General features: G+C 49.3%; 19 protein-coding genes. 18 read left to right on the top strand and 1 reads right to left on the bottom strand.

The window, feature by feature from the left end; translation table 11 throughout:
- Nucleotides 1–147: 147 nt before the first annotated feature.
- The 18 genes from KDM92_RS15055 to KDM92_RS14970 all read left to right on the top strand — a co-directional run bounded on the left by KDM92_RS15055 (nt 148) and on the right by KDM92_RS14970 (nt 19,302).
- Complete coding sequence (locus tag KDM92_RS15055; RefSeq protein ID WP_212685266.1) at nt 148–816, top strand: SDR family oxidoreductase; 669 nt, start codon at nt 148–150, stop codon at nt 814–816.
- 29 nt (nt 817–845) lie between these two features.
- Entirely contained in the window at nt 846–1,991 is a 1,146-nt protein-coding gene (locus tag KDM92_RS15050) for an acyl-CoA dehydrogenase family protein (RefSeq protein WP_212685265.1), read from the top strand.
- Nucleotides 1,992–2,044: 53 nt separating this feature from the next.
- A complete protein-coding gene (locus KDM92_RS15045) occupies nt 2,045–2,650 on the top strand; it encodes a 2-hydroxychromene-2-carboxylate isomerase (RefSeq protein WP_212685264.1) in 606 nt (201 codons plus the stop codon).
- Between the two features lie 103 nt (nt 2,651–2,753).
- Nucleotides 2,754–3,149, top strand: a complete 396-nt coding sequence (locus KDM92_RS15040; RefSeq protein ID WP_212685263.1) for a rhodanese-like domain-containing protein — start codon at nt 2,754–2,756, stop codon at nt 3,147–3,149.
- Nucleotides 3,146–3,598, top strand: a complete 453-nt coding sequence (locus tag KDM92_RS15035) for a hypothetical protein (RefSeq protein WP_212685262.1) — start codon at nt 3,146–3,148, stop codon at nt 3,596–3,598. The genes KDM92_RS15040 and KDM92_RS15035 overlap by 4 nt, the downstream gene beginning before the upstream one ends.
- 825 nt (nt 3,599–4,423) lie before the next feature.
- Complete coding sequence (locus KDM92_RS15030; protein ID WP_329603166.1) at nt 4,424–4,801, top strand: YchJ family protein; 378 nt, start codon at nt 4,424–4,426, stop codon at nt 4,799–4,801.
- A gap of 271 nt (nt 4,802–5,072) precedes the next feature.
- The gene (locus KDM92_RS15025; protein WP_212685261.1) at nt 5,073–6,695 is read left to right on the top strand and encodes a carboxyl transferase domain-containing protein; all 1,623 of its coding nucleotides are present in this window, start codon (nt 5,073–5,075) and stop codon (nt 6,693–6,695) included.
- 166 nt (nt 6,696–6,861) lie between these two features.
- Nucleotides 6,862–7,644, top strand: a complete 783-nt coding sequence (locus tag KDM92_RS15020) for an enoyl-CoA hydratase/isomerase family protein (protein ID WP_212685260.1) — start codon at nt 6,862–6,864, stop codon at nt 7,642–7,644.
- Nucleotides 7,645–8,033: 389 nt separating this feature from the next.
- On the top strand, nt 8,034–9,386 hold the full coding sequence (gene bioA, locus KDM92_RS15015; RefSeq protein WP_212685354.1) for an adenosylmethionine--8-amino-7-oxononanoate transaminase: 1,353 nt from the start codon (nt 8,034–8,036) through the stop codon (nt 9,384–9,386).
- On the top strand, nt 9,383–10,567 hold the full coding sequence (gene bioF, locus KDM92_RS15010; protein WP_212685259.1) for an 8-amino-7-oxononanoate synthase: 1,185 nt from the start codon (nt 9,383–9,385) through the stop codon (nt 10,565–10,567). The genes bioA and bioF overlap by 4 nt, the downstream gene beginning before the upstream one ends.
- Nucleotides 10,568–10,802: 235 nt before the next feature.
- Nucleotides 10,803–11,489, top strand: a complete 687-nt coding sequence (bioD, locus tag KDM92_RS15005; protein ID WP_212685258.1) for a dethiobiotin synthase — start codon at nt 10,803–10,805, stop codon at nt 11,487–11,489.
- A gap of 22 nt (nt 11,490–11,511) precedes the next feature.
- Nucleotides 11,512–12,558 (top strand): biotin synthase BioB, encoded by a 1,047-nt coding sequence (bioB, locus tag KDM92_RS15000; RefSeq protein ID WP_212685353.1) that lies wholly within the window; start codon nt 11,512–11,514, stop codon nt 12,556–12,558.
- Between the two features lie 190 nt (nt 12,559–12,748).
- Nucleotides 12,749–14,743 (top strand): acetyl/propionyl/methylcrotonyl-CoA carboxylase subunit alpha, encoded by a 1,995-nt coding sequence (locus KDM92_RS14995; protein WP_212685257.1) that lies wholly within the window; start codon nt 12,749–12,751, stop codon nt 14,741–14,743.
- 197 nt (nt 14,744–14,940) lie between these two features.
- Nucleotides 14,941–15,312, top strand: coding sequence for an endonuclease domain-containing protein (locus KDM92_RS14990; RefSeq protein ID WP_212685256.1), 372 nt, complete (start codon nt 14,941–14,943; stop codon nt 15,310–15,312).
- A 65-nt stretch (nt 15,313–15,377) separates the two neighbouring features.
- Nucleotides 15,378–16,307: a 2-hydroxyacid dehydrogenase gene (locus KDM92_RS14985; RefSeq protein ID WP_212685255.1), complete on the top strand. Its 930-nt coding sequence runs from the start codon at nt 15,378–15,380 to the stop codon at nt 16,305–16,307.
- A gap of 1 nt (nt 16,308) precedes the next feature.
- Entirely contained in the window at nt 16,309–17,238 is a 930-nt protein-coding gene (locus tag KDM92_RS14980) for a hydroxymethylglutaryl-CoA lyase (protein WP_230408371.1), read from the top strand.
- A gap of 8 nt (nt 17,239–17,246) precedes the next feature.
- Nucleotides 17,247–18,314: an acyltransferase family protein gene (locus tag KDM92_RS14975; protein ID WP_212685254.1), complete on the top strand. Its 1,068-nt coding sequence runs from the start codon at nt 17,247–17,249 to the stop codon at nt 18,312–18,314.
- 196 nt (nt 18,315–18,510) lie between these two features.
- Nucleotides 18,511–19,302, top strand: coding sequence for a TIGR00266 family protein (locus KDM92_RS14970; RefSeq protein WP_212685253.1), 792 nt, complete (start codon nt 18,511–18,513; stop codon nt 19,300–19,302).
- Nucleotides 19,303–19,387: 85 nt separating this feature from the next.
- On the opposite strand, the gene KDM92_RS14965 is transcribed toward KDM92_RS14970, so the two are convergent.
- Nucleotides 19,388–19,905 (bottom strand): DUF4214 domain-containing protein (locus KDM92_RS14965; protein WP_212685252.1); only part of this gene is annotated, 518 nt, incomplete at its 5' end.

Here is a 19,905-nt window from a genome sequence, read left to right as displayed (position 1 = left end):
CTGATTAGTGAGTCAAATCATAAGTGTACAAAATATCGGTTTTAAGAAAATGTGCATGTGACTGAAACACCCTCATCCCCGACCCTTCTCCCGCCTGCGGGAGAAGGGAGTTTTAAATGAGTAAGTAGGAAAATCGGAGTACAAGCAATGCCAACAGCCTTAATCATCGGAGCCTCACGCGGTATCGGTCGTGAATTTGCGCGCCAATACAAAGCTGCAGGTTGGCGCGTGATCGCCACCGCGCGTAAGCCCGAAGATCTGGCGGATTTGACCGCGCATGGTTGTGAAGCTATGCCTCTTGATGTGAATAATTTAAACGACTGTGCAGGTCTTGCATGGCGCTTAGACGATGAGAAGATCGACGTCGCAATTTTGAATGCAGGTGTATTTGGCAGCAGAACCAATGGTTTGCAATCGCCGCAGCAAGAAGAGTTTGATCAAGTCATGCACACCAATGTGTTAGCCGCGATGCGCATACTGCCTTTAGTTTTGCCCATGGTCGAAAACGCGAGTGGCAAGTTAGCCGTCTTGTCTTCACGCATGGGTTCCATCGCTCTGCGCGAAAACAATGTGGCATGGTTGTATCGCGCCAGCAAAGCAGCCTTGAATTCGGTCTTGAAAGATGCATCGCTCAGCACGCAAAAAGCCACGTGCATCGCGTTTCATCCAGGTTGGGTGCAAACCGACATGGGCGGCGCAGGTGCAGAGATGAGCGTTGATGTTAGTGTCGCTGGCATGCGCGAAGTGATTACGAAAAGTAGTCGTACGCAGAATGGGCAGTTTTTGAATTATGACGGATCGCCGTTGGCTTGGTAGGTTTTTAAAATTTTAGAATCGAGTAACACATGCAACTAACATCAGAACACGAAATGATCCGCGACGCCGTGCGTAGCTTTGTACAAGAGCGCATCACACCAAATGCTGCACGCTGGGATAAAGAACACCATTTCCCTGCTGAGGAATTAAAAGAACTCGCGGCCATGGGCGCCTACGGTGTTGCCGTGCCCGAAGAATTTGGTGGTGCAGGGATGGACTATTTGTCTTTGGCACTGGTACTGGAAGAAATCGCTGCTGGTGATGGCGGTACTTCTACTGTCGTATCCGTGAATAACTGCCCCGTTTGCAGCATAGGTATGATGTATGCCAACGCAGAACAAAAAGAACAATGGTTACGTCCACTCGCCAGCGGCGAAAAACTCGGCGCATTTTGTTTGACCGAACCGCATGCAGGCAGTGACGCCGCTGATTTGCGTACTACCGCGAGGTTAGAAAAAGGCGGCGAAGGCGACGAATACGTGTTGAACGGCGTGAAGCAATTCATCACCAGCGGCAAGCACGCTGACGTAGCGATTGTGATGGCGGTGACCGACAAAGCTGCGGGTAAAAAAGGGATTAGTGCATTCTGGGTCGATACCAAAACGCCAGGTTATATCGTTGCCAGCCTTGAGCATAAAATGGGCCAGCACTCGTCCGACACCGCACAAATCTTGTTCGAAAACTGCCGCATCCCCGCTGCTAATTTGATTGGCGAAGAAGGTATGGGCTACAAGATCGCCTTGTCTGGCTTGGAAGGTGGCCGCATCGGTATCGCTTCGCAATCAGTCGGTATGGCACGCGCCGCATTTGAGGCAGCCCTGACTTATGCGAAAGACCGTCGGACTTTTGGTAAGCCTATTTTTGAACATCAAGCGGTGCAATTCCGCTTGGCCGACATGGCGACACAAATCGAAGCCGCACGCCAATTGATTTGGCATGCAGCAAGCATGAAAGATGCAGGTAAGCCATGCTTAAAAGAAGCAGCCATGGCGAAATTGTTTGCGTCGGAAATGGCAGAAAAAGTGTGTTCCGATGCGATACAAATTCACGGCGGTTATGGCTATGTCAGCGACTTTCCCGTCGAACGTATTTATCGCGATGTACGCGTGTGCCAGATCTACGAAGGTAGTTCGGATATTCAGAAGATTTTGATTGGCCGTGGGTTGATGGATTGATCGATTGAGTTTACGAAAGTAACTTTTTTGTATGGATAATTTGAGGAGTGCGAATGAGTAATCGCATTGAATACTGGTTTGATTACGTTTCACCTTATGCCTATTTGACCACGCAAGTGATCGAAGAGCTCGCAGCGAAATATGGTCGTGAGATCGAATGGAAACCGATGCTATTGGGTGTGGTGTTCAAGACCACCAACTCAAGTCCATTGACGATGCGTCCGCCTATCATGGCGAGTTATCACCAGCAAGACATGGAGCGCTCAGCTCGTTTCGCAGGTTTGCCGTTTATTTTGCCGAAACCATTTCCGATTAATACGCAAAACACCGCACGCGTTTGTTTATGGATGAAAGAAGTCGCGCCAGAGCGCGTCGGTGAATTTACGCGTGGTGTGACCAAGACCTATTTCTCAGGTCCCGCTGGTTTGAATGATATTGCGTGGTTAGCAGAATATGTAGATCAAATGGGTCTAGATGGCGCAGCGGCTGCTGCCGCATGTAAGGACGAACGCTATAAAGCGCAACTGGCCGAGGCTTGCGAAGAAGCAGTCGGGAAAGGCGTATTCGGCGCACCATGGGTGATCGTCGATGGCGAGCCATTCTGGGGCAATGATAGATTGCCGCAATTAGAAAAATGGTTGGCTACAGGCGGATTTTGAGTTTTTGTAGTGCGGGTGCAACCCGCGCCGCCAGCACGTTCAGCACCTAAGCCGCGCGGGTTGCACCCGCCCTACGAGATGAAGTAGCAAAATTGGAAGAGACATGAAAAAAGGCTACAAACAATTAGTGGAAGAAGCCAACGCGCAGATCAAAACCTATAGCGTGGCCGAAGCACAAGCGAAACTAGCAGATCCGAATGTGCAATTTGTCGACGTCCGTGATATTCGTGAATTGGAACGCGAAGGCATCATCCCAGGCGCCTTCCACGCACCGCGCGGCATGATCGAATTTTGGGTTGACCCAGATTCACCTTATTTCAAACCTGTATTCGGCGAACAAAAAGAATTCATCCTATTCTGCGCAGCCGGCTGGCGCAGTGCATTGACGACGAAGACAGTGCAAGACATGGGCCTAGAAAACGTCGCCCACATTGATGGCGGCTTCGGCGCATGGAAAGCAGCTGGTGCGCCTGCGGCGGTGAAAGAAAGTAAGAAATGAAAGTGCGCAACGTAAAAAATCTCTTGTGTGTTTTTATTGTAATCCTAATTGCACCTTTGGCTGAGGCATGTTCTTCATCGAAAAAATACACTGAGGAAGAACTGTTCACAAAGGCAAAGTCAGTTTTTCGGGCAAGAATTATTGAAACAAAGATTGTACAGTTTCGTAATCCAGACAATCTTTCTGAAGTGGGAGAAGTGGTCGAAGCGAAGTTTGAAGTAAGGGAGATCTTTAAAGGTGAACCACCTCGATCGGGAATCGTTAGAGATATTCCTTATGGGATTGGTAACTGTAGTTTGGGTTTGCTTGCTGGCATAGAGTATGTGTTTTTTCCGGAAGAACATGACCTTGTATCGTTTGGTGGTTCATTTGGATTTGTAAATTCAAATGGGGTAGAGATGAAAAAACGACTAGATGAATTGCGAAGCTGGGGAGAAAAATTTCAGTAAGAGAAGTGGGATATGGAGAAGTCGCAGATTCGGAAAGATGAATTACTGGTGTATTGAGATTGGTCGTCGTGAAGAAGCTCGGAGGTTTTGGTTTTTCCGCTTCTAAGTCGCCAATGATGCGCAACAGAAAATGGAAAAAGAAAGTGTTGTTGTTTGAGCCGAAGGCGAGTTTCAACACTTTCCCATTTTTTGTTGTGCAGCATTGGGAACCCGAAGGGCGACTTAGTGCGGTCGCCTTTTTTGGGTTACCTTTTTTTGCGAAGCAAAAAAGGTAACTGGCTGTCGGGCCACCCCCGACCTGTATGTGTCGAGTTTGTATAGAATCGATTTCGGTAGAGGAAAAATAGGGCTGGTGCAATCTTTGTCACCAAATGGTTGAACAACTACTGAGCCTACGGTGGTAAAAGAGAGGAACAAAGACTAGTGAGTAAGGATTCAAAGAATGTATGTACAAAAATCGCGTTTCTTTTCAATAAGGACGATGTTGCTCAAAGAACGAGAATTCTATGGCGAGTAAATTTCTTTGCGAATGTGGTTATGTAGTAAGAACAAATTCATTTGAAGGGCATGAGATATTTCATTTGATTTCAGATACACAAGTTGACGCTTTAAATAACCCTATCAGCACTGATGACGTATTAGATATGTGGTTCGAATCTCAAGAACTTATTAAATGCAATGGTTGTAATTGCCTTCATTTGTGGGATCAAGTGAGTGAGTCATATGTTCGTTATGTTCGATCAGAAGATTAACCAATTTCGCATTAGATTTTTTAAAAATGTAGCGCGGCTTGCATCCGCCCTACAAAGAAAAAATAGGTAAAACGTGAGTAAAACAATCTGCCCCTGTGGCACAAATAAAGAATTCAATGCATGCTGCAATCGCTATATCAGCGGCGCAGAAGTCGCACCAACTGCAGAAGCATTAATGCGCTCACGTTACACCGCCTACACGCTCAACGACGAAGCGTATTTGCGAGCGACGTGGGACGAAAGAACTTGCCCTCATGAACGCATCACCGATGGTGGCGGAACCAAGTGGTTAGGATTGGAAGTAAAAAAGCACACAGCACAAGAAAAAGAAGCGATGGTGGAATTTGTCGCGCGTTACAAAATTGGTGGCAAAGCCCATCGTTTGCACGAAAAGAGTCGCTTCGTGAAGTTCGATGGTAAGTGGTTTTATGTGGATGGAATTTACGAATAAGAAATGAAAGTTCGTAGTCGTAGAGTCACTGAAATTTGGAATTAAGAATGAATTGAGACACTTATCACGAGTGTAGAAGTTGATACGTGTGATCGTCATTCCCGCGAAAGCGGGAATCCATGTTCATTTGCATCAAAGGCTTGAGATCCACGTGGATTCCCGCTTTCGCGGGAATGACGAAGATTCTAGAAGCTTGCGAGACCGTCACTAAAATAGAAGCTCTGCGCCGCAATCTTTTAAGTATTTTTTGCAGTTTTTCGGATAAAAAATTATGACAACATTAGATTCTAAATTGAACCCTCGCTCTGATGATTTCAAAGCCAATGCAGCGGCGATGCAGCTGATCGTTGATGATCTCAAGGCGAAAATCGCCCAAATCTCTTTAGGCGGCGGCGAGGCAGCACGCGAAAAACATTTGGCGCGCGGTAAGTTGCTACCGCGTGATCGCGTGCAAATGTTGCTCGATCCGGGTACGCCCTTCCTCGAATTCTCGCAACTGGCCGCGTTCAATATGTATAAAGAAAAGAACGATGCGGATGCGGCGCCAAGTGCGGGTGTGATCACGGGTATCGGTCGTGTGGCCGGACAAGAATGTGTGATCGTGTGTAACGATGCCACGGTAAAAGGTGGTACGTATTTCCCGATGACGGTGAAAAAACATTTGCGTGCGCAAGAGATTGCCGAGCAAAACAATTTGCCTTGCATCTATCTCGTCGACAGCGGTGGTGCGAACTTGCCGAATCAAGACGAAGTGTTCCCAGATCGCGATCACTTCGGCCGTATTTTCTACAACCAAGCCAATATGTCTGCCAAAGACATTCCGCAAATCGCAGTGGTGATGGGCTCTTGTACCGCTGGTGGCGCTTACGTGCCAGCCATGAGCGATGAGTCGATTATCGTCAAAGATCAAGGCACGATTTTCTTGGCCGGCCCGCCTTTGGTGAAAGCCGCGACTGGTGAAGTGGTGAGTGCGGAAGACCTCGGTGGTGGTGATGTGCATACGCGTTTGTCTGGTGTCGCCGATCATCTCGCGCAAAATGATACCCATGCGCTGTCTTTGGCGCGCGGCATCGTTTCGCATTTAAATCGTCAGAAGCCACAGACCGTGGTGCTGAAAGAGGTGGAAGAACCGAAATATCCGGCCAGTGAATTGTATGGCGTGATTCCAGTCGATACACGCAAACCTTTCGATGTGCGTGAAGTGATCGCCCGCATCGTGGATGGTAGCCACTTTGACGAATTTAAAGCACGTTACGGCACGACGCTGGTCTGTGGTTTCGCGCATATTCACGGCATGCCCGTCGGTATCGTCGCCAACAACGGCATCTTGTTCTCCGAAGCCGCATTGAAAGGCACGCACTTCATTGAACTGTGCTGCCAACGTAAGATCCCGCTGGTGTTCTTGCAAAATATCACCGGCTTTATGGTCGGCCGTAAATATGAAAACGAAGGTATCGCACGCAATGGCGCCAAGATGGTGACGGCAGTGGCGACAGCAAATGTGCCGAAATTCACCGTGATTATTGGCGGCAGTTTCGGCGCAGGTAACTACGGTATGTGCGGCCGTGCTTATTCACCGCGTTTCATGTGGATGTGGCCGAACGCCCGTATTTCCGTCATGGGCGGCGAGCAAGCCGCGAGCGTGTTGGCAACCGTGCGTCGTGATGGCATTGAGGCCAAAGGCGGTAGCTGGAGTGCCGAAGAAGAAGCGACGTTTAAACAACCGATCAAAGATCAATACGAACACCAAGGCCATCCCTACTACGCATCAGCACGCTTGTGGGATGACGGTGTGATTGATCCAGCGGATACGCGTATGGTGTTGGGATTGGGCTTGAGCGCTGCGCTTAACGCTCCAATACCAGATGCTAAGTTTGGGATATTCAGAATGTGACGTCCACTACGCTAAATCCAATGCTCGGGCGCATTGCGGCGTTGCAAATCCTCGCAATATCGACATATTGCTCCGGTGTGCGCCTTGCACTGCATCCCGATCATTGAATTTTTCGCAGTGTCCGTACCTCCAGAAAAGTTGTAGAAAATCGTAACAAGGAAGTCTTATGTACCAAACCCTCACCCTCACGCGCGACAACAAAGTTGCCACCGTTACCCTCAATCGTCCTGATGTACGCAATGCCTTTAATGAGACGACGATTGCTGAGATCACGCAGGTGTTTAACGAATTAAGTGGCGATACCAGTATTCGCGCGATTGTGTTGGCAGCCAATGGTCCTGCGTTTTGCGCGGGTGCTGATCTCAATTGGATGAAGAAGATGGCGGACTATACGCATGCGGAGAATGTGGCCGATGCGGGTGCTTTGGCCGCGATGCTATCTGCCATTTATACTTGCGCGAAACCTGTGGTGGCGCAAATTCAAGGCGATTGCTATGCCGGTGGCATGGGCTTGGTGGCGGCTTGTGATGTGATCGTTTCTGTCGATACTGCACAGTTCTGCTTGAGTGAAGTCAAGTTAGGTTTGATTCCTGCCACGATTTCACCGTATGTCATCAAAGCCATGGGTGAAAATGCCGCTCGCCGTTACTTTTTAACGGCAGAGCGTTTTGATGCGGCACAGGCTCTGCGTATGGGCTTCGTGCATGAAGTGGTCGCCGCTGATGCTTTGCAAAGCAAAGTGGCAGAGATCGTGAAAGCTTTGGTGACCAATAGTCCCAACGCGGTCGCCCAAGCGAAGGTTTTGGTGTGCGATGTCGGTGGTCGTGAAATTACGCCGGACTTGATTGCAAATACAGTAGAAGGGATTGCCATGATTCGCGCCTCGGATGAGGGTCGTGAAGGCGTGCGTTCCTTCCTCGAGAAGCGTAAGCCGAGCTGGTTGGGGTGATCAAGTATAATGATAGGTTTTGGTTGGATTGCAATTTTAGGGGATTTTTACTCCCTTCTCCCGCAAGCGGCGGGTTTGTAAATTAGGGCAGGGGATGAGGGAGGTTTGGGTTGCTGAAAAGTAAGCGTAGTACTAACACTACAGAATTCTAAAATACCCTCACCCTAACCCTCTCCCGCTCGCGGGAGAGGGGATTAAGAGCAAAACCGTAGGGCGGGTGCAACCCGCGCCGCCTAACCATTGAGCAACAGCGCGGGTTGCACCCGCCCTACAAAAAATGCAGGACTTGAACCGGCGCATTCCGGTAAGACAGCAAGACATAGAAGTAAGCAGTTTGATGCAAAACAGAGAAGTTGGTTTTGAAGAAATCAGGAACAAATTTGAACGCAGTGAATACATCAGCTAGCACATCATGGATAGAGCGCAGTCTGCAAAGCGTGTGGCATCCGTGCACTCAGATGCAGCATCACGAGACTATGCCTTTGATTCCGGTGAGTCATGGTCGTGGCGCCTGGCTGGTCGACATGGAGGGCAAGCGCTATCTCGATGGCATTAGCTCTTGGTGGGTGAATTTGTTCGGCCACGCGAATCCACGTATCAACACAGCACTCAAAGATCAGCTCGATCAATTGGAACATGCGATGTTGGCGGGTTTTACGCACGAGCCGGTGATTCGTCTATCCGAAAAATTGTCGGCCTTGACCGGCGGCGTGCTTGGTCACTGCTTTTACGCCTCGGATGGCGCATCTGCCACCGAAATCGCTTTGAAGATGAGTTTCCATTTTTGGCGCAATCAAGGTCAAACCGAGAAGCAAGAATTTATTTGCCTGAAAGGCAGTTATCACGGAGAGACCATAGGCGCGCTGGCAGTAACGGATGTGGCTTTATTCCGCGATGCTTACGGGCCGATGATCCGCAACGCCCACGTGGTCGCTTCGCCAGATGCGCGCCAGGCACAAGAAGGTGAAACAGCGATGGATGTCGCGCGCCGTGCGGCAGCCGATATGGAACGCTGTTTGCAGGAACGCGTTGGCAAGATCGCTGCGGTGATCTTAGAACCTTTGGTGCAATGTGCCACCGGTTTCGCCATGCATGATCCGGAATATCTACGCTTGGTGCGCGCTTTGTGTGATCAATACCAAGTCCATTTGATCGCCGATGAGATTGCGGTCGGTTGTGGCCGCACGGGCACTTTCTTCGCTTGCGAAAATGCGCAAATTTGGCCTGACTTTGTTTGCTTATCCAAAGGGATCAGTGGTGGCTATTTGCCGCTGTCTTTGGTGATGACGCGCGAAAACATTTATCAAGGTTTTTACGATAGCGATGTGCGTCGTGGATTTTTACATTCACATTCTTACACCGGCAATCCTTTGGCCTGCCGCGCCGCACTGGCGACCTTGGAAATTTTCGAGACCGATGAGGTGTTGGCGCAAAATCGGTTGAAGGCAGCGAGCATCACAGAGGCTTTGCAGCCGCTCGCGCAACATCATCAAGTCAAACATTTCCGTCAGCAGGGCATGATGTGGGCCTTCGATGCCGTGTTTGAGGATGTCAACGCTCCAGCTGCAAAAACATTCTCGCGCCGTTTCTTTACGCAGGCTTTGCAAGAAGAATTGTTGTTGCGCCCGATCGGCAACACCGTGTATTTGATGCCGCCGTATATTGTGAATCAAGAAGAAGTGAGTTTGGTGGGTGAACGCATGCTGAAAGTCTTCGATCAGGTGATGGGAGAAACTGTATGATCTTGCTCGATCAAATTCAAAAAGAATTAGCGGTTTTAGACAGCAAGAGTTTGCGTCGACGTCGACGTCATGCAGAGAGCCCAAGTGCGCCGCGTGTCAAAGTTGATGGCCGCGATATGCTGGCGTTTTGTAGCAATGATTATCTCGGCTTGGCCGCGCATCCAAAGATTATCGCTGCCATGCAAGAAGGTGCTGATCTTTACGGGGTCGGTAGTGGTGCTTCACACTTAATTAGCGGCCATAGTCACGCTCACGCTGTGCTCGAAGAACGCCTTGCAGAATTTGTCGCGCCACATTTGGTGAACGCCAAAGCGCTGTATTTTTGTACGGGTTATATGGCGAATCTCGCCGTGTTGGCGGGTTTGGCAGCTGTCTCGGGTAAAGAGACGGAATTATTTTCTGAATCACTGAACCATGCGTCTTTGATAGATGGCGCCAAATTATCGCGCGCGAAGTTGCATGTTTATCCGCATGGTGATGTCGCGACCCTGCGCAATTTGCTGCAAGCCTCATCTGCTCCGACGAAAATCGTGGTCAGCGATAGCGTCTTTAGTATGGATGGCAATCTAGCCCCCGTGCCAGAATTGCTCGCCTTGTGCGAAGAGTTTAATGCATGGTTGGTGATTGATGATGCCCATGGCTTTGGTGCCTTAGGTGACTATGGGCGTGGCGTCTTTGAACACTTTGATCTGCGTTCGCCTAACCTGGTCTACATGGGCACCTTGGGTAAATCGGCCGGTGTCGGTGGCGCTTTCGTGGCGGCACATGCCGATGTGATCGAATGGTTGGTGAACAAAGCGCGTCCTTATATTTATACGACCGCTGCACCGCCGGCCTTGGCACATGCCTTGTTGACGAGTTTAGACATTATTCAAGGCGAAGAAGGGCGAGCCCGCCGTGCTCATTTGCAGGCTTTGATTGCCCAACTGCGCCGCGACTTGAAGTTGAAGCGTTGGACGCTCATGCCATCAGATACAGCGGTGCAACCGATTGTGATTGGTGACAATGCCGAAAGTTTGAAAGCCGCGGCAAGTTTATACGAACAAGGTTTTTGGGTGCCAGCAATACGGCCGCCAACGGTGCCAGAAGGTACAGCGCGTTTGCGCATTACTTTGTCGGCCGCGCATACGGCAGAAGATTTGGCCTTGTTGATTGATGCTGTGAATGGTTTGGAAGAGTGATGTTTTAGGTTCCCTCTCCCGCGGGCGGGAGAGGGCTAGGGTGAGGGTGGTTCAGGAAGTGCAAAGCTAATTTTAAGATGATTTTTACGAGTCTTTATTTGAAGTTGCTCGAATCTGAAAGCCCCTCATCCCCAACCCTTCTCCCGCTTGCGGGAGAAGGGAGAAAAGCGCGTGTTGTACCAGCCCTACGAGAGTCACGATGTGATAAGTGATTGAGTAAATAAAGATTTAAGCAATGCAAAACAGGACAAAAGATTATTTCATCACCGGCACCGATACCGAGATCGGCAAGACTTTTACGACCGCAGCTTTGTTGCGTGGTTTTGCTGCGGCCGGTTTGTCGACCTTGGGCATGAAACCGATTGCGTCTGGTGCTGAGGAAGTCGACGGTGTTTTGCATAATGAAGATGTGGATAGTTTAGTAGCCGCTTCCAGCATCAAAGCACCGCAGGAAATCGTGGTGCCTTATTTGATGCGCACACCAGCGGCACCGCATATTGTGGCGCAGTTAGAAAACGTGAAGATGGATGTGCAGCATATTCAGCACTGCTATCAGCAAGCACAAGGCCTCGCGGATGTGGTTTTGGTGGAAGGTGTAGGTGGATTTTGTGTGCCGCTCGATGATGATACGAGTACCGTCGATTTGGCGCAGCGTTTGGGTTTACCGGTGATTCTGGTGGTCGGGATGCGTTTGGGGTGCATCAATCATGCACTGCTCACCGCGCAAGCGATTCGCGCTAGCGGTTTGCGTTTGGCGGCATGGGTGGCCAACACGGTCGATACGGAAATGCGTTTCTTTGATGAGAATGTAGAAGCATTACGGCAGCGTCTCGGCGCGCCATGTTTAGGTGTAGTGCCGCGCTTAGCTGCCGATCAGGTTGCGCAAGCGAGTCAGTATTTAGATTTGAATTTATTGAAGTAAGGAAGCAAATATGGATCCAATCATGGAACAAACAGCGGGCATCGGTGATGCAAAAGACAATGCACAGGCGATGACGTTTCAGGTGCCGGTAAAGACTATCACGGCTGAGACTTGGCCAGTTGATGAAGTAATGGCGCTGTTTGAGTTGCCATTCAATGACCTTATGTTTAAAGCCCAACAGATCCATCGTGAGAATTTCCCGAACGGTGATGTTGAACTCGCGACCTTGTTGTCAATTAAAACCGGCGGATGCGAAGAGGATTGCGGCTATTGCCCACAAGCGGCGCGCTACGATACGGGTGTCGAAGCGAAGAAGTTGATGGATGTACGCGATGTGTTGGAAGCGGCCAAAGCGGCACGCGAAAACGGTGCAACGCGTTTCTGTATGGGCGCAGCATGGCGTTCGCCGAAAGATCGCGACATGGAAAAAGTCGAAACCATGGTGCGCGAAGTGAAAGCCATGGGCTTAGAAACCTGCGCGACTTTGGGCATGCTCAAAGAAGAACAAGCACAGCGTTTGGCAGCGGCAGGTTTAGATTACTACAACCACAATCTCGACACCGCACCAGAGTTTTACGACAAAGTGATTTCAACACGTGATTATCAAGATCGTTTGGATACTTTGGGGCATGTGCGTACAGCGGGTTTGAAAGTGTGTTGCGGCGGTATCGTCGGCATGGGTGAAAGTCGTCGCCAACGTGCTGGTTTGATTTCGCAATTGGCGAACTTGAATCCTTATCCTGAATCCGTACCTGTGAATCATTTGGTGCAAGTCGAAGGCACGCCTTTGCATGGCCTCGATCCACTCGATCCTCTGGAGTTCGTACGCACCATCGCGGTAGCGCGTATCACCATGCCGAAAGCCCGTGTACGTTTGTCGGCAGGCCGTCGTCAAATGGGTGAAGCAGTGCAAGCCATGTGCTTCCTTGCTGGCGCGAATTCGATTTTCTACGGCGATAAATTGCTGACTACAGAAAATCCAGAAGCAGAAGACGATCGCGTACTACTTGAAAAATTAGGTTTGAAGACGCGTGGTGTGGTGGAGAAGAAGGCTGGTGGTTGTAGTTAATTATATTTTTTAAACCTCTCAACACAGAGACACGGAGACACAGAGAAGGGCATGAGAAAGGCGAGAAATTTCTTTATGGGAAATCAATATACTTCTTTGAAAACTAAGCATTTCTCCGTTTTTCCTCTGTGTCTCCGTGTCTCTGTGGTGAGTGGTTTTAGTTTCTAAAAATTTTCGAAAGACAAAAATCATGTTTAGCAAAATCCTCATCGCCAATCGTGGCGAAATTGCTTGCCGTGTTGCTGCGACTGCGCGTCGTATGGGTATCAAAACGGTGGCGGTGTATTCCGAAGCCGATGCGAATGCCAAACACGTGGCGGTGTGTGATGAAGCGGTCTTGATTGGTCCGGCACCGGCCAAAGAAAGTTACCTGCGCGCGGATAAGATCGTCGAGGTGGCGTTGGCCACCGGTGCGCAAGCGATCCATCCTGGCTATGGTTTCTTGTCTGAAAATAGTGAGTTCGCCAATGCTTGTGCCAAAGCGGGGATCGCTTTTATCGGCCCACCAGCTTCTGCGATTGAGGCGATGGGTAGCAAGTCCGCAGCGAAGTCTTTGATGGAAAAAGCCAAGGTACCTTTGGTGCCTGGCTATCATGGTGACAATCAAGACCCAGATTTCTTGCAAGGCGAGGCGGATCGCATCGGCTATCCGGTGTTGTTGAAAGCCAGTGCCGGTGGTGGTGGCAAAGGCATGCGCGTGATCGAGAAAGCGGCCGACTTCAAAGATGGTTTGGCATCGTGCAAACGCGAGGCGATCAATTCCTTTGGTGACGACAAAGTTCTCGCCGAAAAGTATTTGCAACGTCCGCGCCATATCGAAATCCAAGTGTTTGCTGATACGCATGGCAATTGCGTGTATTTGTTTGAACGCGATTGTTCGGTGCAACGTCGTCATCAAAAAGTATTGGAAGAAGCACCGGCGCCAGGTATGACAGCAGAACGTCGTGCAGCAATGGGTGAAGCAGCAGTGGCGGCAGCGAAAGCAGTCGGCTATGTTGGCGCAGGTACGGTGGAATTCATCGCCAACCAAGATGGTTCTTTCTACTTTATGGAAATGAACACACGTCTGCAGGTGGAACATCCTGTCACAGAAATGATTACCGGCACCGATTTGGTCGAATGGCAATTGCGCGTTGCCGCTGGTGAAAAGCTACCGCTGCAACAAGATCAATTGCGCATTCATGGTCATGCGATCGAAGCACGTGTGTATGCGGAGAATCCAGAAAAAGGTTTCCTCCCGTCGATTGGCACGCTGCGTCATATGCGCACGCCTGAGGCGGTTAACTTCGAACTCGGTGGCAGCAATGATCCCGCTTCGTTCCGTATCGATTCTGGGGTACGTGAAGGCGATACGATTTCGCCTTTCTACGATCCTATGATTGCTAAGATGATTGTATGGGGCAAAGATCGCAAAGAAGCTTTGGCGCGCATGGCGCAAGCATTGGCGCAATATCAGATTGTGGGCTTGAATTCGAATATCGGTTTCCTCTCGCGTTTAGTGCAAGGTGAAGCCTTCTCTAGCGCCGATTTAGATACCGGTTTGATCGAGCGCCATCATGCTGCATTGTTTCCTGCTGTCGCACCGGCGAATCTATCAACCTTGGCATTCGCGGCGGTGGCATTGATCGCCAGCGAAAAACAAGTCGGTAACGATCCATGGCAGAGCAGCACCGGTTGGCGTATGAACGCGCAGTTGCAACGTGGTTTGCAGTTTGAAGAAGAGCAGGGCACACATTCACTCTCGGTCACCTATGAGCAAGATGGCTGGACCATGGCGGCGAACGGCGCGTCGACACAAGTGCGTTTGGTGTCGCAGGCAGCGAACGAATTGGTATTGGCCATGGGTGAGCAAACCATGCGCGGCACGGTAGTGCGCGATGGTGAGCAGTTCCATGTCTTCACACAAGGTCATCACACGGTTTTGCACTACATTGACGTCATGGCACACGCTGGCGAAAGTGAAGCAGAGGGCGGACGTTTGACCGCACCAATGCCCGGCAAGATTGTCGCGGTGATTGCGAAAAACGGCCAAGAAGTGAAGAAAGGTGAGGCGCTGTTGATTATGGAAGCGATGAAGATGGAACACACCATCTCTGCACCACATGATGGCGTCGTTGAAGAAGTTTTGTATGCGGTTGGTGATCAGGTGACAGAAGGTGCGCCTTTGTTGAATTTTAAGCAGTGATTCTTGAACAGTTATTTAACTCCCCTCGCCCGCTGGCGGGAGAGGGGCGGGGGTGAGGGAGGTTCAGCGATTGTTGAACGTTTTGATATTTAGGTATTCGAGACATGGGCGTAGCATCATGTATGTCGTTGAACGGCCACCCTCATCCCTAACCCTTCTCCCGCTTGCGGGAGAAGGGAATTAGGGCGCATAACAACATGACGGTGTTCAATCCACATCATCCGAGCAAAGTTCCTGACGATCTCAAACAGTACGCCAGAGAAATGCGTCAAAATATGCCAGATGCCGAGCAATTGCTTTGGTATTTGCTGAGAAATCGGAGAATGGCTGGTGCTAAGTTTCGTAGGCAACATCCGGTAGGGCGATACATTCTTGACTTCTATTGTATCGAGAAGAGCTTAGCGATTGAATTGGATGGTGGCCAACATAGTGAACAGCAAGCTTATGACAAAAGCCGCGATCAGTTCTTAACACTGCAAGGTATCGAGGTTCTGCGATTTTGGAATAATCAAATGTTGTCCGAAACAGAGTCCGTTCTTGAAATGATTTATGCTAAGGTCACCCGTTAGTGTCCTGTAGGATTTTACGGTTTTACCCAAAAGCTTCCAACATTCGAAATTGATCGATTAGAAAAATGAACATCATCTATTACGCAAGTGGTGCCGATCCTGAAGTGTGGTTGAAGGCTTTTCGGGCTTATCTTCCTGATGCGCAGATTCGTATCTGGGAAGAGGGTGATGATGCGCCAGCCGATTATGCCTTAGTGTGGAAGCCACCTGCCGCCATGTTGCGTGGACGTACAGATTTGAAAGCGATCTTCAACCTAGGCGCTGGTGTTGATGCGGTCTTGCAATTAGGCGACGCCTTGCCGCAAGGTGTGCCTTTGATTCGCGTCGACGATGCCGGTATGGGTGTGCAAATGGCTGAGTATGTGAGCCATGCGGTGTTAAGGCATTTCCGCCGCTTCGATGAGTATGAAATGCTGCAAGATCAACAGCAATGGCGTCCTTTGCCGCAGCATCGTAAAGACGATTTCAGTATCGGCGTGTTGGGACTGGGGGCCTTGGGAAACCGAATTCTTGATGGCTTGAAAGTCTTTGGTTTTCCTTTGTTAGGCTGGAGTCGGTCGCCGAAGCAGATCGATGGTGTGCAGTGCTTTCATGGTGATGCCGGATTGGATTCCTTCTTGCAGCAGACCAAAGTTTTAGTGCTCATTTTGCCGCTGACAACTGAGACCGAGAACTTGCTCGACGAAAGCAAGCTGTCGCAATTGAAGAAGGGTGCTTACGTGATTAACGTCGCCCGCGGTGCGCATATTGTTGATGCCGATTTATTGAAGCTGATTCAAAATGGACATATTGCAGGGGCGACGCTTGATGTATTTCGTGAAGAGCCGCTACCGCTCGCCCATCCATTCTGGTCCGAAAAGCGGATCCATATCACACCGCATATTTCAGCGTTGACGGTGCGGGACGAGAGTGCCAAACAAATTGCAGGAAAAATCGCCGCGCTCGAGCGTGGTGAAAAAGTTGCTGGCTTAGTTGACCAGTTGAAAGGATATTGAAATGGTCGTATTAGCGAAACAAGTGAATTTGCCTATGCGCGTCAAGATTGTCGAAGTGGGTCCCCGCGATGGCTTGCAAAATGAAAAAGAGACGATTCCAGCGGAAGTTAAAATTGAACTCGTTGATCGTTTGACGAAGGCCGGCTTCGCGAACATTGAAGCCGCTTCTTTTGTGTCGCCGAAGTGGGTGCCGCAGATGGCAACCTCGACGGAAGTCATGGCCGGCATCACGCGCAAAGCAGGCGTCATTTATTCAGCCTTGACGCCGAATATGAAAGGGTTTGAAGCGGCCTTAGCGGCTGGCGCTGATGAAGTCGTGATATTTAGCTCGGCGTCCGAAGCTTTCGCGCAAAAGAATATTAATTGTTCGATTGCCGAATCGATAGAGCGTTTTCGCGATGTCGCTGCGGCAGCGAAGCAGCATGGCATTCGTTTGCGTGGCAGTATTAGTTGCTCGTTTGGTTGTCCGTATCAAGGCGAAGTCACGCCAGAGCAAGTCGCTGATGTGGTCAAACTGATGCGTGATCTAGGTTGCGATGAAATCGATATCGCTGACACCATTGGCGTCGGCACGCCGCGCCACGTGCAAACTGTCATGGACCGTGTGGCACAAGAATATCCTTTAGCGCAAATCTCAGGACATTTCCACGATACCTACGGCCAAGCCTTGGCGAATATTTATGCGGCCATGGAAGTTGGCGTGAGCATTTTCCATTCTTCGGTGGCTGGCTTGGGTGGTTGCCCTTATGCGAAAGGTGCGACCGGCAATGTGTCGACCGAGGACGTTTTGTTCATGATGCAGGGCTTGGGTGTTGAGACGGGTATCGATCTTGATCAAGTGGTCGATGCAGGGCAGTTTATTTCTCAGCATTTGGGCCGCAAAGCGGTCAGTCGCGCAGGGAATGCGATTGCGGCGAAACGTCTTGCTTAACATTTGATGTGCCAAAGTTTTTTTCTTCATCCCCAACTTTAGGTGAACTCGCTGTCGGCAAAGACAATAATTTTAATTTATTGCGTTTGTTGGCAGCATTTGCCGTTCTAATTAGTCATAGCTTTGCCATGCTCGGCCAGCCTGAGCCATTCGCTGCTAGCGTCGGTAAAAATCTTGGTGCGATGGCGGTCGATATCTTCTTTGTCGCAAGTGGATTTTTAGTGGGTGCGAGCCTGATTCGTACTCAGCACCTTGGGGATTATTTACTGGCACGTGCTTTGCGGATTTTCCCTGCGCTGTGGCTGATGTTGTTGCTGACAGTACTAGTGCTCGGTGCAGTGCTCACCACTCATGATGTGAATGCTTATTTTAGCGATTGGCAAACTTGGCGTTATCTTGGGAAAAATTTTTTTTTAATGCTTGGTGTGGAATTTTATCTTCCTGGGCTATTTGAAACGAATCTTCTGCGAGGTATCGTTAACGGTTCATTGTGGAGCATGATTTATGAGCTGAGTATGTATGTCTTGCTGCTACTAAGCTGGGTAATTTATGTCTATGCGAGACGACGTTTGAGCGCTGTGATTGCTCTGTTGATTGCGATGCTTGGTTTAGGGGCGAGTGTTTGGTTGCTTGATCAATTCTACTTGCTTGAGCATTTTCAGCTATTACGTTTTACTTGGTTCTTCTTCATAGGCACAGCCTACTATTTGTTACGCCAACAGATCCGTTTGTCGACGAAGCTCATTAGCGTCATCGTTGTGTGTGGGGTAATTGCTTTAGCGATCAGCGGGCATCATTTTTTGATGTTGTACTATCTTGCGCTTCCTTACTGTCTATTTTATTTTGCCTACGTCCCTAGTGGAAAAATACGTTCATATAATCGCTTTGGTGATTATTCCTATGGCGTCTATTTGTACGCGTTTCCTATTCAGCAGACCTTAGTGTTAATCCATCCTGAATGGAGTGTACTTCTCCTGATAGTAACCGCCGCTGTTCTCACTTTTGCGTGTGCGGTATGCTCGTGGCATTGGCTTGAGCAGCCCGCATTAGCATGGCGTAAACGCTTCTGGAAATGATGTAACTGCCGACGCAACTCCGGTATTACTAAAAAATTTTTACCGGACAATTTGTTGAATTTTCCAATAAATTTCTGGTTAAAATGCGGACTACTTTCTGCATGATCGTTATCTATTTGCAGAAATTGTTTCACACAATTTAGATAACCTAACTAAGTTCACACAATTAAGTTTACTCAACCAAGAGGGAATTAACATGGCAATGGATGTAATCGATTATCAAATTTTTGGCGACGACATGCAATTCGTAGAGATTGAACTTGATCCGCGCGAAGCCGTGGTTGGTGAAGCTGGTTCTATGTTTTATATGGAAGACCAGATTCAAATGGAAACCATTTTTGGTGATGGCTCTGCTTCACAAGGCGGAATTTTTGGTTCGCTATTGGGCGCGGGTAAGCGCTTGATAACTGGTGAATCTTTGTTCACGACGGTGTATTCAAATCAAGGTAATAGCAAACGCAAAGTCGCATTTGGCGCGCCATATCCAGGCAGAATCATTCCTATGCATTTGGACCAGTTAGGTGGAACTATTCTGTGTCAGAAAGATGCCTTTCTGTGTGCAGCAAAAGGTGTTTCTTTGGGCATTGCGTTCCAAAAACGCCTAGGCGCAGGTTTCTTTGGTGGTGAAGGTTTTATTTTGCAAAAACTCGAAGGAGATGGACTTGCTTTTGTACACGCTGGTGGCGCATTAATCGCCAAGGATCTACAGCCCGGCGAAACTTTACGTGTTGACACAGGGTGCGTCGTTGCCTTCACTAGCAACGTCGACTACGATATCCAATTCGTCGGTGGCGTGAAGACCGCATTGTTTGGCGGTGAAGGTATTTTCTTTACGACGCTACGTGGACCAGGACGAGTTTGGTTACAGTCATTGCCGTTAGCTCGTATGGCAAACCGCATCGTCGGTGCGTCATCGATGGGTGGCGGTCGTGGTGGTGAGGAAGGTTCTGTATTGGGTGGATTGGGGAATTTGTTTGAGCGGAATTGATTTATCAATTTCTTTTGCTACAAATCAAAAAGACTGCTAACGCAGTCTTTTTGAAGGGTTGAGACCTAAAATCTTGTCCCTGACCTTATTCTAAAAACCGTCCAATATACTCATTAGAATTAATAAACTGCCCAATGAGGGTAACAGAGTCGGAATTTGGTTGATTGAGTAATTCATTAAAGGTAGCGGGATCAGGAGCACGCCCAAGCAGGCCGACGAAGTCGAGGGTCAGAGAAACCTTGGCCTGTGAAGCGGCTTTGAACTCAGTCGATTCGGTAAAGCTAGCGAGTAGATCGCCGCGGTTAAAGCCGCTAGAGAGTTGATTGACCCAATAGGTTTTACCAGCGGCATCCGCAGGACGGTGTAACACGTTTTGGTAGACCAGATCGATGAACTGAGCATTATCGATGGCACTATATTTTTGCTGGAATTCTGTGCTCGCAACAAAGGCATTGCTGATCGAGGATAAAGACATCCCCGCGTTATATTGTTTGATCCAATAATCAAGACCATCACGATCAGGAATGCGATCAAAAGCCCCAAAGTAGAGACGGGCTAAACTACCAATTCCCTGTTGGAACTCGTTTGATGCCAAGAAAGAAG

The sequence above is a fragment of the Affinundibacterium baiyunense genome (assembly GCF_018139645.1).
GTDB lineage: Bacteria > Pseudomonadota > Gammaproteobacteria > Burkholderiales > Burkholderiaceae_D > Undibacterium > Undibacterium baiyunense.
Note: the sequence above shows the minus strand (reverse complement) of the source record. Positions and strands in the feature narration are given on the sequence as shown.

Bases quoted from the DNA above. Each gene is read 5' to 3' on its own strand.
- KDM92_RS15055 (WP_212685266.1), top strand. From the start codon at position 148: ATGCCAACAGCCTTAATCATCGGAGCCTCACGCGGTATCGGTCGTGAA.
- KDM92_RS15050 (WP_212685265.1), top strand. From the start codon at position 846: ATGCAACTAACATCAGAACACGAAATGATCCGCGACGCCGTGCGTAGC.
- KDM92_RS15045 (WP_212685264.1), top strand. From the start codon at position 2,045: ATGAGTAATCGCATTGAATACTGGTTTGATTACGTTTCACCTTATGCC.
- KDM92_RS15040 (WP_212685263.1), top strand. From the start codon at position 2,754: ATGAAAAAAGGCTACAAACAATTAGTGGAAGAAGCCAACGCGCAGATC.
- KDM92_RS15035 (WP_212685262.1), top strand. From the start codon at position 3,146: ATGAAAGTGCGCAACGTAAAAAATCTCTTGTGTGTTTTTATTGTAATC.
- KDM92_RS15025 (WP_212685261.1), top strand. From the start codon at position 5,073: ATGACAACATTAGATTCTAAATTGAACCCTCGCTCTGATGATTTCAAA.
- KDM92_RS15020 (WP_212685260.1), top strand. From the start codon at position 6,862: ATGTACCAAACCCTCACCCTCACGCGCGACAACAAAGTTGCCACCGTT.
- bioF (WP_212685259.1), top strand. From the start codon at position 9,383: ATGATCTTGCTCGATCAAATTCAAAAAGAATTAGCGGTTTTAGACAGC.
- bioD (WP_212685258.1), top strand. From the start codon at position 10,803: ATGCAAAACAGGACAAAAGATTATTTCATCACCGGCACCGATACCGAG.
- bioB (WP_212685353.1), top strand. From the start codon at position 11,512: ATGGAACAAACAGCGGGCATCGGTGATGCAAAAGACAATGCACAGGCG.
- KDM92_RS14995 (WP_212685257.1), top strand. From the start codon at position 12,749: ATGTTTAGCAAAATCCTCATCGCCAATCGTGGCGAAATTGCTTGCCGT.
- KDM92_RS14990 (WP_212685256.1), top strand. From the start codon at position 14,941: ATGACGGTGTTCAATCCACATCATCCGAGCAAAGTTCCTGACGATCTC.
- KDM92_RS14985 (WP_212685255.1), top strand. From the start codon at position 15,378: ATGAACATCATCTATTACGCAAGTGGTGCCGATCCTGAAGTGTGGTTG.
- KDM92_RS14980 (WP_230408371.1), top strand. From the start codon at position 16,309: ATGGTCGTATTAGCGAAACAAGTGAATTTGCCTATGCGCGTCAAGATT.
- KDM92_RS14970 (WP_212685253.1), top strand. From the start codon at position 18,511: ATGGCAATGGATGTAATCGATTATCAAATTTTTGGCGACGACATGCAA.